At 28.8% G+C, this 15,005-nt stretch carries 17 protein-coding genes; 9 read left to right on the forward strand and 8 right to left on the reverse strand.

All coding sequences use genetic code 11. From position 1 onward, the window contains the following. Positions 1–19 precede the first annotated feature (19 nt). Positions 20–730, forward strand: coding sequence for a Bax inhibitor-1/YccA family protein (locus ACZ5RS_RS07860; RefSeq protein WP_464634183.1), 711 nt, complete (start codon positions 20–22; stop codon positions 728–730). A 57-nt stretch (positions 731–787) separates the two neighbouring features. Here the strand turns inward: ACZ5RS_RS07860 and ACZ5RS_RS07865 are convergent, their stop codons facing one another. The 3 genes from ACZ5RS_RS07865 to ACZ5RS_RS07875 are packed head-to-tail and all read right to left on the reverse strand — an operon-like array spanning position 788 to position 2,760. Next, positions 788–1,495: a PHP domain-containing protein gene (locus tag ACZ5RS_RS07865; protein WP_464634185.1), complete on the reverse strand. Its 708-nt coding sequence runs from the start codon at positions 1,493–1,495 to the stop codon at positions 788–790. 2 nt (positions 1,496–1,497) lie between these two features. Then, the gene (locus ACZ5RS_RS07870) at positions 1,498–1,830 is read right to left on the reverse strand and encodes an iron-sulfur binding hydrogenase (protein ID WP_464634187.1); all 333 of its coding nucleotides are present in this window, start codon (positions 1,828–1,830) and stop codon (positions 1,498–1,500) included. Continuing rightward, the gene (locus tag ACZ5RS_RS07875) at positions 1,831–2,760 is read right to left on the reverse strand and encodes a CBS domain-containing protein (protein WP_464634189.1); all 930 of its coding nucleotides are present in this window, start codon (positions 2,758–2,760) and stop codon (positions 1,831–1,833) included. It abuts the gene before it with no gap. Positions 2,761–2,884: 124 nt separating this feature from the next. Here ACZ5RS_RS07875 and ACZ5RS_RS07880 point away from each other — a divergent pair, with 124 nt between their 5' ends. Together ACZ5RS_RS07880 and ACZ5RS_RS07885 are read left to right on the forward strand one after the other, a co-directional pair. After that, the gene (locus ACZ5RS_RS07880) at positions 2,885–3,622 is read left to right on the forward strand and encodes a pseudouridine synthase (protein ID WP_464634191.1); all 738 of its coding nucleotides are present in this window, start codon (positions 2,885–2,887) and stop codon (positions 3,620–3,622) included. Continuing rightward, the gene (locus ACZ5RS_RS07885; RefSeq protein ID WP_464634193.1) at positions 3,619–4,080 is read left to right on the forward strand and encodes a 2-thiouracil desulfurase family protein; all 462 of its coding nucleotides are present in this window, start codon (positions 3,619–3,621) and stop codon (positions 4,078–4,080) included. Before ACZ5RS_RS07880 ends, ACZ5RS_RS07885 begins: the two co-directional genes overlap by 4 nt. Positions 4,081–4,124: 44 nt before the next feature. Here the strand turns inward: ACZ5RS_RS07885 and purU are convergent, their stop codons facing one another. The 4 genes from purU to ACZ5RS_RS07905 form a co-directional block, all read right to left on the reverse strand. Further along, a complete protein-coding gene (gene purU / locus ACZ5RS_RS07890) occupies positions 4,125–5,003 on the reverse strand; it encodes a formyltetrahydrofolate deformylase (RefSeq protein ID WP_464634195.1) in 879 nt (292 codons plus the stop codon). Then, positions 5,003–5,218 (reverse strand): exodeoxyribonuclease VII small subunit, encoded by a 216-nt coding sequence (gene xseB, locus ACZ5RS_RS07895; RefSeq protein WP_464634197.1) that lies wholly within the window; start codon positions 5,216–5,218, stop codon positions 5,003–5,005. Before xseB ends, purU begins: the two co-directional genes overlap by 1 nt. Then, positions 5,215–6,414 carry an exodeoxyribonuclease VII large subunit gene (gene xseA, locus ACZ5RS_RS07900; RefSeq protein WP_464634199.1) on the reverse strand — a complete coding sequence of 400 codons (1,200 nt, stop codon included), beginning with the start codon at positions 6,412–6,414 and terminating at the stop codon, positions 5,215–5,217. Before xseA ends, xseB begins: the two co-directional genes overlap by 4 nt. A gap of 299 nt (positions 6,415–6,713) precedes the next feature. Next, the gene (locus tag ACZ5RS_RS07905; RefSeq protein WP_464634201.1) at positions 6,714–6,881 is read right to left on the reverse strand and encodes a DUF362 domain-containing protein; all 168 of its coding nucleotides are present in this window, start codon (positions 6,879–6,881) and stop codon (positions 6,714–6,716) included. Positions 6,882–7,194: 313 nt separating this feature from the next. Here ACZ5RS_RS07905 and ACZ5RS_RS07910 point away from each other — a divergent pair, with 313 nt between their 5' ends. Beyond that, a complete protein-coding gene (locus ACZ5RS_RS07910) occupies positions 7,195–9,498 on the forward strand; it encodes a DNA topoisomerase 3 (RefSeq protein ID WP_464634203.1) in 2,304 nt (767 codons plus the stop codon). A 26-nt stretch (positions 9,499–9,524) separates the two neighbouring features. Here the strand turns inward: ACZ5RS_RS07910 and ACZ5RS_RS07915 are convergent, their stop codons facing one another. After that, positions 9,525–10,193 (reverse strand): hypothetical protein, encoded by a 669-nt coding sequence (locus tag ACZ5RS_RS07915; protein WP_464634205.1) that lies wholly within the window; start codon positions 10,191–10,193, stop codon positions 9,525–9,527. A gap of 198 nt (positions 10,194–10,391) precedes the next feature. Between ACZ5RS_RS07915 and dapB the strand changes: the two genes are divergently transcribed. Genes dapB through ACZ5RS_RS07940 form a run of 5 tightly spaced genes read left to right on the forward strand, consistent with a single transcriptional unit; the run spans position 10,392 to position 14,946 of the window. Then, the gene (dapB, locus tag ACZ5RS_RS07920) at positions 10,392–11,144 is read left to right on the forward strand and encodes a 4-hydroxy-tetrahydrodipicolinate reductase (RefSeq protein WP_464634207.1); all 753 of its coding nucleotides are present in this window, start codon (positions 10,392–10,394) and stop codon (positions 11,142–11,144) included. A gap of 12 nt (positions 11,145–11,156) precedes the next feature. Further along, a complete protein-coding gene (gene dapA / locus ACZ5RS_RS07925; RefSeq protein ID WP_464634209.1) occupies positions 11,157–12,080 on the forward strand; it encodes a 4-hydroxy-tetrahydrodipicolinate synthase in 924 nt (307 codons plus the stop codon). 7 nt (positions 12,081–12,087) lie between these two features. Next, positions 12,088–13,323, forward strand: coding sequence for an LL-diaminopimelate aminotransferase (locus tag ACZ5RS_RS07930; protein ID WP_464634211.1), 1,236 nt, complete (start codon positions 12,088–12,090; stop codon positions 13,321–13,323). After that, positions 13,313–14,572: a diaminopimelate decarboxylase gene (gene lysA / locus ACZ5RS_RS07935; RefSeq protein ID WP_464634213.1), complete on the forward strand. Its 1,260-nt coding sequence runs from the start codon at positions 13,313–13,315 to the stop codon at positions 14,570–14,572. Before ACZ5RS_RS07930 ends, lysA begins: the two co-directional genes overlap by 11 nt. Then, positions 14,569–14,946, forward strand: a complete 378-nt coding sequence (locus tag ACZ5RS_RS07940) for a YbgC/FadM family acyl-CoA thioesterase (protein WP_464634215.1) — start codon at positions 14,569–14,571, stop codon at positions 14,944–14,946. Before lysA ends, ACZ5RS_RS07940 begins: the two co-directional genes overlap by 4 nt. Positions 14,947–15,005: the final 59 nt, after the last annotated feature.

Consider the following 15,005-nt stretch of genomic DNA (forward strand, 5'->3'; position numbering starts at 1 on the left):
GATATTAAAGGAGGCCGTGATGGCAAATAATATTGATTTTATGTCTACAAGTGAAGTTAGACTTCGTGAACGCAGTATGATAAAAAACGTTTATGCTTGGATGAGTGCTGGTTTAGGATTAACTGCATTAACTGCTTATGGAGTTGCTAGCAATCAAAATATAATGGCAATGCTACTTTCAAGCAGGATTTCTTTTATTATGTTATTTGTTGTTCAAATTGGGCTAGTAATGTATTTATCTGCAAGAATACAAGATTTAAGCAAAAATGCTTCAACTATAGCTTTTCTTGCTTATGCTTTTGTAACTGGAGTAACATTTAGCACAATTTTCTACGCTTTCCAAATTCAGACGATATTTTTAGCATTTTTAACAGCTGCATTGATGTTTGTTGGTATGGCAGCATATGCACAATTTACTAATAAAGATTTATCTGGAATAGGTTATTATTCAAGAATGGCTTTATGGGGTCTTATCGTAACAATGTTGTTAAATTTCTTCTTTAGATCAACTGCTTTAGATTATTTTATCTCATTAATTGGTGTTGCAGTTTTCTTGGGATTAACAGCTTGGGATGTTCAAAAAATTAAAAGAACCAATGATCAATATCTTTCAAGTATGACAGATTTAGATTATCACAGAGCAAGTATTTTTGGTGCATTAACTTTATATTTGGACTTTATTAATTTATTCTTATTCCTCTTAAGAATCTTTGGTGGAAGAGATAATTAATTATAATACTATACTAAAAAAAGCCTTCTTATTGATTTAATTCGATTAGGAGGCTTTTTAATTTATATATGATACTTTTCCAGTTGAAAGGCCTTCTTTTAAACCTTCATAGGAGATTTCTTCAACTTCTAAAAAGCAGGATCTCCTTCCTACATGTTCTAGATAATGGGCATCTGATCCTTGTATAATTGTTTTGTTATAGGTTTCAATTATAGATTCAGGTTTAATCGCTTCTAAAGCAGAATATTCTAAATCTGGTAAGAACCCTAAGTTTGCTAAAATGCTGTTCTTCCCTTTATCTATGTGAGCTGGAATCACTAATCCATCTCTAGCTAATACCTCACTAATTACATCTTCTAGGGATATACCACAGGTAGTAAAAAGTGACTTTTCAAATGTAGAAATTATATTTCCTTCAATATCAACAATATTTTGATTACCAAAAAGTTTTGGATCATTTTTTATATCAGGTAATAAAGTTTCAATATAAAAACCAAATTCTTTGGCATCCTCTAATTCTTTAAATAAAGTTAATACATGGATATCTTCAATAGTATTTACTTCCATACCAAAAATAGGGATGATTTGACAAATTTCACAAGCTTCTTTGAATGGAGTAAGATTCCTTGAACAATTATGATCTGTTAAGGCTAATATATCTATATGCTTTTCCATTGCTTCAAAAGCGAGAAGGGAGGGTAGCATATCATCACTACCACAAGGGGATAAACAACTATGATTATGTAAATCTATCTTTATTCTCATTATTACAAATTTAAGGCTTTTGCAATTTTTACACTAGCTAGAAATTGAGTATCTTCTGTTGCAAAAATTGATATTTCATTTTCTATAGCAGCTTGAACCATATCATCAGGACAGCTTCTTCCATTGCAAACAACAATTGCAGGCATGGAAGATAGAGAACAAACAGCTATAGTATTTTTATGGGCTTGAACAGTAATTAAAATGCTGTCTTCATCAACATTCGCAATTACATCACTTAATAAATCCCCTGTATAGGCTGTTAATACTTCTTGATTTTCATTGTTCAATGTAATTGTTTTAAAACCTTCAATTTGAGCAATTTCACTTACTTTCATTTATTTTACCTCTTCTTTTTTTAGTAAATTGATTGTGCAAGTAACTATTGTACCTTTTGTGCTACTTTCAATTGAGAAATCATCACTAACATTTCTAACATTTGGAAGGCCCATACCAGCTCCGAAACCTAGGGATCTAATCCAATCGTTAGCAGTTGACCAACCAGGGGTTAAAGCTTTTTCTATTTCTTTAATACCAGGGCCTCTATCTTGAGCACATATAATTACTTTATCTGGAGTATAAGTAGCAATTAATTGACCACCATTTGAATGAACTACAATATTCATTTCCATTTCATAAGATGCAATAGCTGCTCTTCTTATTATTTGGTTTGCTACTCCAGCTTGTTTTAATTTTTTCTTTATTTGTGTACTTGCATAACCTGCATTTTCAAAATCATGTTTTATAATATTGTAGCTATGAACTTCTCCGTTAATATTATTAGGTTGAGTCATGTTCTGAGCTTGTGTTTTTTCTAGATTTTCCATTTCTCTGTTAATTTCAACAAGTAAAGTTGCTGTAATATCTCTAGAGGTAATCATACCAATAAGTTCTTTTTTCTTATTTAATACAGGGAATCTATGAAAAGAAAATTTGTCAAAATAATTTATTGCAAATGATATAGGCATATCATCTTCAAGTACTATGATATTTCTACTCATATAAGCTTTACATGGTTTTTCAATGTAGCCTTGATCTAAAGCTTGAATAATATCATCCATTGATACGAGTCCGATAAGTCTTTTTCCTTGTACAATAGGAACCCCAGTAATTTTTTCTTCTTTCATTAGATGTTGAATTTCCCTTAAAGAAGAATTCATATTTGCACAAACTAAGTTTGTATGCATAACATCTTTAACTTTTAATCTATAGATTAAGTCAAGAATTACAGTTGGGGAAGAATAAGTGTTTATAGGTATTTCTTGCATATGGGTATTATACAATATAAAGATGTGTTTGTGAAAAGAAAAATATTGATATTTTAATTTAAACTTGTGCATTAGTAAATGTTGTTTTATAATAACAAAAGTTATTTGTAGTAGGTGTATTTTTGTGGAATATAATATAATTGATAATATAGTATATGAAGATGATAATTTGTTAGTTGTAAATAAATTGTCAAATATGCCTACAGTTCCTTTGAAGAAAGGTCCTACAAGATTTACCTTATTGGATGCTATTAGTTTATATTGCCCTGCTGTAAAAAGTTTTGATGGTTATAATTCTTATGAAGGCGGGGTTCTACATAGACTAGATACACCTACAAGTGGACTAGTTTTAGTAGCAAAAAATAAAAAATCTTTTGATTTTTTGTACGAAGAACAGAAAAAGAATAATTTTGAAAAAAAATACTTGGTAAAAGCTTCTAAAAGGGGTATTTTATTGGATGGCTTTTATCAATTTCCATATAAAGATTATGAGAAGGAGAACCCTGTAATAGTAAAATCATTTTTTAGACATTATGGTAAAGGTCACAAAAGTGTACGGCCTGTTTTACCTAATTACTCTAAAAAAATTCTTGATAAAACTAACAAGAAATATTACGAAACAAGTGTTAGTTTTTTAAAAAAAGATGATGAAGGAATTTATTATTTTTTATGTTCATTAACAAATGGTTTTAGACATCAAATTCGAGCTCATTTAGCTTGGGGGGGATATCCTTTATTAGGTGATGTTTTATATGGAGGCAAAGAATCTGATGAATTTGGATTAAATTGTGTTTCAATACGATTTACTAATCCAGAAACAAAAAAGATTCAAATTGTAAACTTAAAGGATGATAATTCATGAATATATTAATTTCTCGTTGTTTGTTAGGGTTCCCTTGTAGATATAATGGTGAACCTTTTGTAAAAGAATCGTTGAATGAATTGATAAATACTTACAAGCATGTTCATAATTTTATTGCTGTATGTCCTGAAGTAGAAGCAGGATTGCAAGTACCTAGATCTCCTTGTGAGATTGTAAATAATAGAGTTATTTCTAAGCAAGGTGATGATTTGACTTGGTATTATAAAAAAGGTGCACAAATTGCTTGTAATAAAGTAAAAGCAAATAATATTAAATTTGCAATCTTTAAAAGTAATTCTCCATCCTGTGGTGTTGAGTCTATTTATGATGGTACTTTTTCTGGAGTGAAGATTGCTGGAGTTGGGATGACAACTCGTGAGTTAATTAAATTAGGTGTCTTAGTTGTAACAGAAAATGACTTAGATATAATAAATGATATGTTAAAAAATAATATGTAAAAATAACTCCTATAGCTTTGAGACTATAGGAGCTTTTTTTTCATTTAATGAGTTGCGTTAAATACGATTGTTCTATTTTTATATATTAGAATTCTTGATTCTAAGTGAGCCTGAACAGCTTTTGCTAAAGCTCTTGTTTCAGCATCACGACCAACTTCTTTTAATCCTTTAGGAGTTAATTCGTGACCAACTCTTACTACTTCTTGTTCAATTATTGGACCTTGGTCTAAATCTTTAGTAGCATAGTGAGATGTAGCGCCAATCATCTTTACACCTCTTTCATAAGCTTTTTGATAGGGGTTTGCGCCTTGGAAAGCAGGAAGGAAAGCATGGTGGATGTTAATAATTTTTCCACTCCATTCTCCTATAAAATCACCACTTAATATTTGCATATATCTTGCTAATACTACTAAGTCTATATCGAATTGTTTTAATAATTTTCTAACTTTTAATTCTTGTTCTTCTTTAGTGTCTTTTGTAACTGGTAAATAATGAAAAGGGATTCTGAAGCTATTAGCTATACTTTCTAAATTTGGATGATTAGAAATAATTATAGGGATTTCACAATGAAGTTGTCCTTGGTTTTTTCTAGCAATTAAATCATAAAGACAATGGCTAGTTTTGCTTACTAGAATAGCTACTCTAGGAGTGTAATCACTGTAATGGCAGGACCATTTAAGATTGTTTTTTTCAGCAAAAATATCAAAATCATCTTCTAATTGTTGCCTGGAAGTTTTTAAATCATTTAAATCTAGTTCCATTCTCATGAAATACATATTTTCATAACTATCTGTGTGTTGTTGACAGTGTAGAATATTAAAATCTCTATCGGTAAAAAAGTTTACACATTTTTGCATAATTCCTTTTTTGTCTTCACACTGAATCAAAAAGCTAATTTTTTTTGTTTCTTCTTTTATTAACATTATAAATCTCCAAAATCCTCGGTTTCAATTTCATTTTCATCTTTGATTTTTACTATTTTTATTTTACGTTTTGCCGCTTCTAAATTTTCTTCTAATTCTTTAGAAAGTACCATACCTTCTTCATATAATTCAATACTTTTCTCTAAAGGTGTTTCATTATTTCTAAGCTCTTGAGCAATTTCTTCCATACGTTTTAATTTTTCTTCAAAATTCATTTTTTACCTACCTTTGCTTTAATATCCCCATCTTTAAAGCTTATGTTTATAACATCATTATCCTTTAATAAGGCTTTTGAATTAATAATTTTATTATTTTCATTTTTTATTATGGCATAGCCTTTATCTAAAATTGATGTAGGACTTAGTGTCTTAATTTCAAGTTTGGCTAGATTAAATTTATTTTCATAAGTATTAATTTTATTATTCATATTTAATTCAATATCGTTAGAAGCGTTTACGCATCTGTAGTACATATTATCTACTTTAGAAATAATTATTGAATTTAAATATTCCATATCATATTTAGAGATTTTTTCTTCAAAATAACTAATCTTATTATCTAAAGAAGTTTTAATAATTAATGATAGTTCTTCAAATTTATTTTTTAAGTTATAAATTTCACTACTTGCCAATTCAGCAGCTGCTGAAGGAGTAGGGGCTCTTAAATCACTTACAAAATCACAAAGTGCAAAATCAATTTCATGTCCAACGCCTGTAATAATTGGTATATCACTTTCTAAAATAGCTCTTAATACAACCTCTTCACTAAAAGGTAATAAATCTTCAATAGATCCACCACCTCTTGTTACAATTAGTTGGTCACATAGATCAAAAGTGTTTGCAATTTCTATAGCCTTAGCGATAGTAATAGATGCAGATGCTCCTTGGACTGTACAAGGAATAACTACTACATCTAAACTTGGAGCTCTTCTTTGAAGCACTTGCAAAACATCTTGTAAAGCTGCAGTGGTAGGGCTTGTAATAACTCCAATTTTTTTTGGAAATTTGCAAATTGGCTTTTTTAATTTTTCATCAAACCATCCAGCTTCTTTATATGCTTGTTTTCTTTCTTCTAGTTTAGCTAAAATATCACCAGTTCCAACGAAATTGATTTTATCACATTTTATTGAATAAGTTCCTCTAGGTGCATAAATATCTAAGGTTCCAAAGATTTGTATTTTATCCCCTTCATTTAAGATTCTAGATACTTTCCAAGTATTTGTTTTAAACATTACAACTGAAATTGATGATTGTTCATCTTTTAAGGAAAAATACCAATGACCTGTAGATGATGGTCGAAAGTTAGAGACTTCTCCTATAATATTTAGATAAGGGAAATTATTATTTAAGGTATCTTTTATTAATGAAGTTAAGGCACTTACGCTTAACATTGGTACATTATTGTCTTCCACATATAGCTCCTAGATTATATAAATAATATAAATCATTTATGTTTTTGTCATCTAGTGTAGTGTGTTTTTTTATCTTAAAAGGAAATATGTAACCACTTGCTAACAATAAATTTGTAATTTATATAAAAAGTTTTGTCTCTTTTTTTGTAGAAAAATTAAATTGAATTTTATATATTTTTTTTATATGTTTTGATTTAAAAGGCCTTGTTAAGTTGTTTGTATAGTTATTTGTTTTAAATAAAAAAATAGAGTTGTTAAATACAACTCTATTTAAGATTATAACCTTAATTAATTTGATATTAGTCAGCTAAGATTGCACCTGTAGGGCAAGCTTCAGCACAAGCGCCACAACTGATACAAGAATCTGCATCAATTACATAGATATCGCCTTCTGAAATAGCTTCTACTGGGCATTCACCAATACAACTTCCGCATGCTACACAGTCATCAGTAATTTTATAAGCCATGATGTCACTCCTTACTTATTTGTAATTTATACAGTATTTTTAACATCTACAGGGTTAGTAGTCAAGTATATCAAAAATAATTATTTCCGTTTTTTGTCAAAAACTATGGTATATTAAATCTATATTTTTTTTTATTTATGTTTTAAAAAGGTAACAAAAAAATATAGTTTGTTAGAGAGCTTAAACAAAGCTTTCTTTAATCTATTTCTTATTAAATAATTGAGAAAAGAAAATAAAAATATTGTAAAATCTAAAAAATTAAATTATCGTTTTTTATATTAAAATGAATTAAAAGGATTCTTAAAAGAAAAATATGAAATTAGTATTAGCTGAAAAACCAAGTGTAGCAAGATCTCTTGCAAAAGTTTTGGGATGTTATAAAAAAAGTGATGGATATTTAAGTAGTGATGAGTACATTGTAACTTGGGCTTTAGGCCATTTAGTAGAATTAGCTCAACCAGCTACTTATTCAGAGAGTTATAAGAGATGGAAATTCTCAACATTACCTATATTGCCTCAAGAGTTGAAACAAGAACCAATAGAAAGAACAATAGATCAATTTAACATTGTAAAAAACTTGTTGGAAAATAAGGCTATTGATACTTTTATTATTGCAACTGATGCAGGAAGAGAAGGTGAGTTAGTAGCTAGATGGATTCTAAAATTAACCAATTTTGATAAAGAAATAAAAAGACTTTGGATAAGTAGCCAAACAGATCAAGCCATAAAAGAAGGTTTCTCTAATTTAAAAGATGGGGATAAATATTTAAATCTTTATTCAGCTGCTTATTCTAGAGCTGCTGCTGATTGGTATGTTGGACTAAATGTTACAAGAGCCTTAACCACTCATTATGATGCGAAAATGTCTGCAGGTAGAGTTCAAACTCCAACCTTATATTTAATTTGTGAAAGAGAAGAAGAAATAGAGAAATTTAGTGGAAAGTTTTATTGGACTTTAAAAGCAAACTTTAATAAATTTAATGCTTCATATTATCCTCAAAATGATTCAATCAGAATTGAAAAAGAAGAAGATTTAAAAAAATTAGAAAATGTTTTATCAAATAATAAATCTGCTAAAATTATTAATATTGAAAAAACAACCAAGGTTGAACCACCTCCATTAGCTTATGATTTAACTGAATTACAAAGAGATGCAAACTTAAGACTTTCTTTTAGTGCTAAGAAAACTTTAGATGTTTTACAGCGATTATATGAGTATCATAAGATTGTTACTTATCCAAGAACAGATAGCAGATATATAACCGATGATATTGTTGATACTTTAGAGCAAAGATTAAAGGCTATATATACTACTGAATATAGACCTTTGGCTGAAAATATAGTTAATAAAGGAATAAAAGTTACTGATAGATTTGTACAAAATGATTTAGTTAGTGATCACCATGCTATTATTCCAACTGAGCAAAAAGTAAATCTAGATAGACTAAGTGAAGATGAAAAAGCTCTTTGGCAATTAATAGTAAAAAGATTCTTTGAAGTATTAGAAGCTGATTATATATATGATTCAACTACATTAACACTAGAAATTGATTCTTATAATTTTAAGGCTAGAACTACTGAATTAAAACAATTAGGTTGGAAAGCTATAAATAGAGAAAGAGAATTAAGTGAAAATAGTGAAGTCTTTAATTCTTATAATATTGGAGATTCAATTGATTTAGTTGATTATAAGGTAAATAAATTAGCAACAGAACCCCCAAAAAGATATAATGATGCAACTTTGTTATCAGCAATGGAACATGCCGGCCGTTATGTTGATGATGCTAAACTAAAAAAGAATCTTAGTAGTGGACTTGGAACTCCAGCAACTAGAGCAGATATCATTGAAAAATTAATTAATAATAATTATATGTATCGAAGTGAGAACAATGAATTTGTTCCAACAGAAGTGGGTAGAGAAATTGTAAGGTTAGTTCCTCCTATGCTAAAAAGCCCAGCGCTTACTGGTAAATGGGAAGCTAGATTAGAAGATATCTCAAAAGGTAAGGAAGATTCAGATATATTTATAAAGGATATAAAAAATTTAACTCGAGAATTAATTAATGATATTGGCTCTTCTAATGATACTTTTTCTCCTAAATATAAAGAAAGTAAAAAGTGTCCATATTGTGGTGGAGATATGATGAAAGTAATGGATGCTTTAAATAGACCTCATTATATATGTCAAAAATTATCTTGTTCTTATGAAGAGATGGAAATTGAAAAAAGAGTTCCATTAACAAAAGAAGAACTTGAGAAAAGGCCAAAAGTAGTAGTTAAGAAAGTAAAAAAAGTAAAAGTAGTAGCAAAAGCTGATAAAGAAATTAATAAAGCGGCAAAAGTTTCTTCTTCTGCTGCTTATTTCCAAAGTCTAAAAACAAGACCTACTGCTACAATCAAGCCTAAAACAGTAGTCCCATCAATTAATTATAAAACTGAAAAAGTAATAGAAGTAGTTAGAGAAAGTAAATTGAAAAATAGAAAATTTAATCAAAATAAAAGATCAGATTTTAACTTTAAAGATAGTAAATATAAATTCTCAAATTCTGAGAGTGGTGGAAGTTTTGCTGATTTTATAAAAGCAAGTGAAAACAAATATAAGAAGAAAAAACATTAATATTATTAAAAAGGGCTATTTTATTTTTAAATAGCCTTTTTTATAATAAAATCTTTTACTTTATTTAATATTGCATCATCAATAACACTTTTATTTTTATAAGAGTTCATCAAATCTAAGCAATAGTTTTTATATTCATCAATTTTATTTATTCTAAAATAATATGCTAATATTTTGAAAAAAAGATAATATTGGTTTATTTGGTAAGTGCAGTCTAAGGTGTCTAAACAATAATTATAGAAGTACTTATTATCAAAAGCTAAAGCCATTTTAGTAACTTGTGGAAAAAATGAAGTATTAAAGGCTTTTTTATCTAATGTAAGAATAAAATTGTTTCGATTTTCTTCATCAATATTAATTCTTAAATAGTTCCATCCAATTAATACAAATCTAGCTTGAAGGGGAAGTGGGGTAACTCTTTCAATATTTTCATGATTTGTTTTTTCATTTTGTCCAATTAAAAATTCATTAATCTCAATTTCTTTTTTACTCGTTATACTTTTTATAGTATTTTCATCTTTTTCATATAAAGCATTAATAAAGAGAGAATTTTCTTCTAATATGTTTTCTACATCCCTTTTTCTTAGGTAATAGCTTTTATATAATTTATATTCAGGAGAGTAATTAAAAGATAGAAATTCTTTTGAATAATCTTCAAAAATCTTATATAGATGAAATGCTTGGTGGTTATTCATAATTTGATCCTCACAACTATTTTATAGAATAATTAAATAAATTGAAAAAAAGTTCAATATTTTAATAAAATTCTTTATTTCCTCTTTTAAACTTTTCTAAATTATGTTATAAGTTGTTTAAAGATGTTAAAATAGAAACATAATGTTATTATTTATACATATTTTTTTATTTTAATTAGATATTGTTAGAGGTTAAATATGAAAATAGCGTTAGTAGGGTTCGGAAAAATGGGCCAAATGATTCATTCTTTTGTTGAGGAAGGTGATGAAGTTGTAGCTATAATAGATTTATATAGTACTAATAATTTAGTTAGTGCAAAAGAATTATCTGTTGATAATTTAAATGGCGCAGATGTAGTTATTGATTTTTCACATCCTTCAACAATAGAAGAGAATATTAAATTTTATTTAGAAAATGAAGTTCCTTGTGTTATTGGAACAACTGGTTGGTATGATAAGGTTGATACATTTAAAGAATTAGCCAAAGATTACAAATCAAGCAGTTTAATCTATAGTGGTAACTTTTCTTTAGGGGTTGCTGTATTTAGAGAAATTGTAAAATTTGCAGCAGCTATTTTATCACAAACATCAATATATGATGTATTTTTGAATGAAATTCACCATAGAGAAAAAGCTGATTCTCCTTCAGGAACTAGTCTTTTATTAGCAGAGGCAGTTAGAGATAACTTTGAAGGTAAAGACACAATCGTAAGTGAAGAATTAAAGAGAAAAATTAAGAAAAATGAGATTCATTGTTCATCTACTCGTGGTGGTTATGTAACTGGAACTCATAGTGTTGTTTTTGATTCTCAAGTAGATAGTATTGAATTAGTTCATAGAGCTAAAAGTAGAGAGGGGTTTGCAAAAGGTGCATTGATTGCAGCCTCATGGGTAAAAGATAAATCAGGCTTTTATAATTTAGATGATTTAGTTAATACTTTGATTAAGTAGCAGGAGTGAAAAATGGATTTAAAAAGATTAAGTGGTGTTTATACAGCTATGATTACACCTTTTTCAGAAAAGGATAATCTTGATACAGAAGCTTTGAAGGCTTTAATAGACTTTCAGATTGATAATGGAATTAGTGGTTTAGTACCTTGTGGAACTACAGGAGAAAGCCCAACCTTATCTCATGATGAACATGATAGAGTTATTCAATTAACTGTTGAGTATACAAAAAATAGAGTACCTGTAATTGCTGGTACTGGAAGTAATGCAACATCAGAAGCAATTAGATTATCAAAACATGCTCAATGTGTTGGTGCAGATGCAGTATTATTAGTAAATCCTTATTATAATAAGCCTACACAAAAGGGTTTATATTTACACTTTAAGGCTATCGCAGACAGTGTAGACATTCCTTGTATTGTTTATAACATAAAAGGAAGAACTGGTGTAAATGTTGAAACTGATACATTAGTAGCTTTAGCAAATGATTGTAAGAATATCGTAGCAGTAAAAGAAGCTAGCGGTAATATTGTACAAATGGAAGAAGTTGTAAAAAGAACAGGTGATGATTTTTCTGTTTTAAGTGGTGATGATAATATGTCTTTGGATTTAATTGAAAAGGGCGGAAATGGTGTTGTTTCTGTAGCATCAAATTTATTCCCAAGACAGATGAGTGATATGGTTGATCTTGCTTTGAATGGCAAGATGGCTGAAGCTAGAGAAATTGAAAAAACTTTATCAAAATTCTTTAGAGCTTGTTTCTTAGAAACAAACCCAATTCCAATAAAAACAGCTTTAGCTAGATATAATTATTGCCTTGAAAGTTTTAGGCTTCCATTGTGCACTTTGGGCAGTGACGAAAATAGAAATCAATTATATAGTGTACTAGATGAATTGGAAAATAATCCAAGTTTTAGTTATAGTTTATCAAGGAGATAGTAATAAAATGGCGAAAATAAATAATAGCTTTAGCAAATTAGCTGCAGGATATTTATTCCCTGAAATAGCAAGGAGAACAAATGCTTTTTCAGCAGAAAATCCAAGTGCTAATATAATGAGATTAGGTATAGGTAATACAACAGAAGCCTTGCCTCAAACACTAGTTAAAGCTATGAAAAATGAATTAGATTTGCTTTCAAATAGAGAAACCTACACAGGTTATGGTGATGAGCAAGGTAATACAAAATTAAGAGAAGCTTTAGTAAAGTATTATAATAGATATGGTGTTGAATTAGAAGCTACAGAATTCTTTATTAGTGATGGAGCAAAAGCAGATGCTGCAAATATTCAACAATTATTTAGCGTTGATAGTATAGTGGCTTTCCAAGATCCAGCTTATCCTGTTTATGTAGATTCAAATGTAGTAGGTGGTAGAACTTCAGGTTACGATAAAGAAATACAAGGTTATAAAAATTTTGTTTATTTACCTTGTACTGAAGAAAACAATTTTATTCCACAAGTACCAGATTCAAAAGTTGATTTAATTTATTTATGTTCTCCAAATAATCCAACAGGAGCTGTAATGAATCATGAACAATTAAAGGCTTTTGTAGATTATGCTAATGAAAATAAGGCTGTTATAATATTTGACAGTGCTTACAGTGAATATATTAAAGATCCTGATTTACCTAGAAGTATTTATGAAGTTGAAGGAGCTAAAAGCTGTGCAATTGAAATTAATAGTTTTAGTAAAAATGCTGGCTTTACAGGTGTTAGATTAGGTTGGACTATCGTTCCAAAAGCTTTAGTTTGCCAAGATAGTGAACCTGGTGTTATTAATTCTATGTGGAATAGAAGACAATGTACTTTCTTTAATGGAGCATCAAATATTGCTCAAGCTGGTGGTTTAAGTGCTTTAAGTGGTGAAGGATTAAAAGAATGTAAAGCTTTGGTTGATTATTATTTAGAAAATGCAAGAATTATTAGAGAAGGTTTAGAAAGTATTGGTCTTGTTTGCTATGGTGGAGTTAACTCTCCTTATATATGGGCAAAAACACCTAATAATTTAACTAGCTGGGAATTCTTTGACTTTTTATTAAAAGAATGTCATGTAGTAATTACACCAGGTAGTGGATTTGGTCCTTCAGGTGAACATTTTATTAGAGTCTCTTCTTATGGACATAAAGAAAATGTTATAAAAGCAATGAATTCAATTAAGGAGAATTTTAAAAATGTCAACTAAGAATATTCCTTTAGGAGAAGAGAAATTTTCACAAGTTATAAAAGATATTCCTACTCCATTTTATATTTATGATGAAAAAGCCATAATAGAAAATGCTAAAAAGTTTTATGATTTATTTTCATGGGCTCCTAATTTTATAAATTATTTTGCTGTTAAAGCTTGTCCTAATCCAAGTATTTTAAAACGTTTATTTGAAATAGGATATGGGGCTGATTGTTCATCCCTTCCTGAATTAATTTTGTCAGAGAAATGTGGACTTGATGGTTCAAAAATTATGATGACAAGTAATGATACTCCAGCTGAAGAATTTAAATATGCATATGATATTAATGCAATTATAAATTTAGATGATATAACTCACATTGAAGCTTTAGAATCAGCTATTTCAACAGTTCCAGAGACTATTTGTTTCAGATATAACCCAGGTGGTGATAGAACAGGTAATGCAATTATTGGTAATCCTATTGAAGCTAAATATGGTGTTACTAGTGATCAAATAATTGATTGCTATAAAATAATGAAAGCAAAAGGTGTTAAACGTTTTGGTTTACATACTATGGTTGCATCAAATGAATTAGAAGCTGACTATATTGTTGAAACTGCTAGAATGATTTTTACCCTTGCAAAGAAAATTTATGATGAAGCTGGTGTAAAGTTAGATTTTGTTGATTTAGGTGGCGGGGTTGGTATTCCTTATAAATTAGATCAAGAAGCTATGGATTTACAATATGTAAGTGATCAGATAAAAGATTTATATAATTCAATAATAGTTGAAAATGGATTAGATCCTATTCAAATATCCTTTGAATTAGGTAGATATATTTTAGGTCCTTACGGTTATTTAGTAACAAAAGTTCGTCATGTTACACATAAGTATAAAGATTATGTAGGTGTTGATGCATCTATGGCTGATTTGATGAGACCTGCTTTATATGGTGCTTATCATCATATTACAGCTTTAAATAAAACTGGTGAAACTCATGTATATGATGTAACTGGTAGCTTATGTGAAAACAATGATAAATTTGCTATTGATAGAGAGCTTCCACTTTTAGAAGAAGGGGATACTTTAGTTATTCATGATGCTGGAGCTCATGGACATTCTATGGGATTTAACTATAATGCAAAATTAAGACCTGCAGAGTATTTATTAACTGAAGATAATAATGTTAAGATGATTAGACGAAGACAGACTTTGGATGATTATTTTGAAACCCTAAAATTCGAAGGTGCGGAGGTTAAATTTTGATAAAACACCAATATTCACAGAGAGTATATTTTTCCGACACAGATTGTCAAGGAATTGTATATCATGCTAGATATCTAGATTTTGCAGAACATGCTAGAACAGAAATGATTAGAGAAAGTGTTAATCAAAGTAAGTTATTAGAAGATAAAGTTTCTTTTGTGCTTAAACAAATTGAAGTTACTTATGAAATTCCTGCAAAATTGGATGATGTTTTATTTGTTCATACTACAATAGAGAGTTTAAAAACTTTTAGTGTAACCTTGAAACAAGAAATTAAAAGAAATAATGAATTAATTGCGGTTGTAAAAGCTAAAGTAGCTTGTATAGATTTTAACACAAATAAAATTTTACCAATTAAGAAATATTTTGATTAAATTTATAATAGTAAATAATGAAAAGACGGTAGCTAATGCTATCGTCTTTTTTAATTTAC

Source organism: Pleomorphochaeta caudata (assembly GCF_055395745.1).

Excerpts from the sequence above, each read along its gene's own strand:
- purU (WP_464634195.1), bottom strand. The coding sequence starts at position 5,003 with ATGTTAATAAAAGAAGAAACAAAAAAAATTAGCTTTTTGATTCAGTGT.
- dapB (WP_464634207.1), top strand. The coding sequence starts at position 10,392 with ATGAAAATAGCGTTAGTAGGGTTCGGAAAAATGGGCCAAATGATTCAT.
- ACZ5RS_RS07860 (WP_464634183.1), top strand. The coding sequence starts at position 20 with ATGGCAAATAATATTGATTTTATGTCTACAAGTGAAGTTAGACTTCGT.
- ACZ5RS_RS07885 (WP_464634193.1), top strand. The coding sequence starts at position 3,619 with ATGAATATATTAATTTCTCGTTGTTTGTTAGGGTTCCCTTGTAGATAT.
- ACZ5RS_RS07870 (WP_464634187.1), bottom strand. The coding sequence starts at position 1,830 with ATGAAAGTAAGTGAAATTGCTCAAATTGAAGGTTTTAAAACAATTACA.
- xseB (WP_464634197.1), bottom strand. The coding sequence starts at position 5,218 with ATGAATTTTGAAGAAAAATTAAAACGTATGGAAGAAATTGCTCAAGAG.
- ACZ5RS_RS07910 (WP_464634203.1), top strand. The coding sequence starts at position 7,195 with ATGAAATTAGTATTAGCTGAAAAACCAAGTGTAGCAAGATCTCTTGCA.
- ACZ5RS_RS07930 (WP_464634211.1), top strand. The coding sequence starts at position 12,088 with ATGGCGAAAATAAATAATAGCTTTAGCAAATTAGCTGCAGGATATTTA.
- lysA (WP_464634213.1), top strand. The coding sequence starts at position 13,313 with ATGTCAACTAAGAATATTCCTTTAGGAGAAGAGAAATTTTCACAAGTT.
- ACZ5RS_RS07875 (WP_464634189.1), bottom strand. The coding sequence starts at position 2,760 with ATGCAAGAAATACCTATAAACACTTATTCTTCCCCAACTGTAATTCTT.
- ACZ5RS_RS07905 (WP_464634201.1), bottom strand. The coding sequence starts at position 6,881 with ATGGCTTATAAAATTACTGATGACTGTGTAGCATGCGGAAGTTGTATT.
- ACZ5RS_RS07915 (WP_464634205.1), bottom strand. The coding sequence starts at position 10,193 with ATGAATAACCACCAAGCATTTCATCTATATAAGATTTTTGAAGATTAT.
- dapA (WP_464634209.1), top strand. The coding sequence starts at position 11,157 with ATGGATTTAAAAAGATTAAGTGGTGTTTATACAGCTATGATTACACCT.
- ACZ5RS_RS07865 (WP_464634185.1), bottom strand. The coding sequence starts at position 1,495 with ATGAGAATAAAGATAGATTTACATAATCATAGTTGTTTATCCCCTTGT.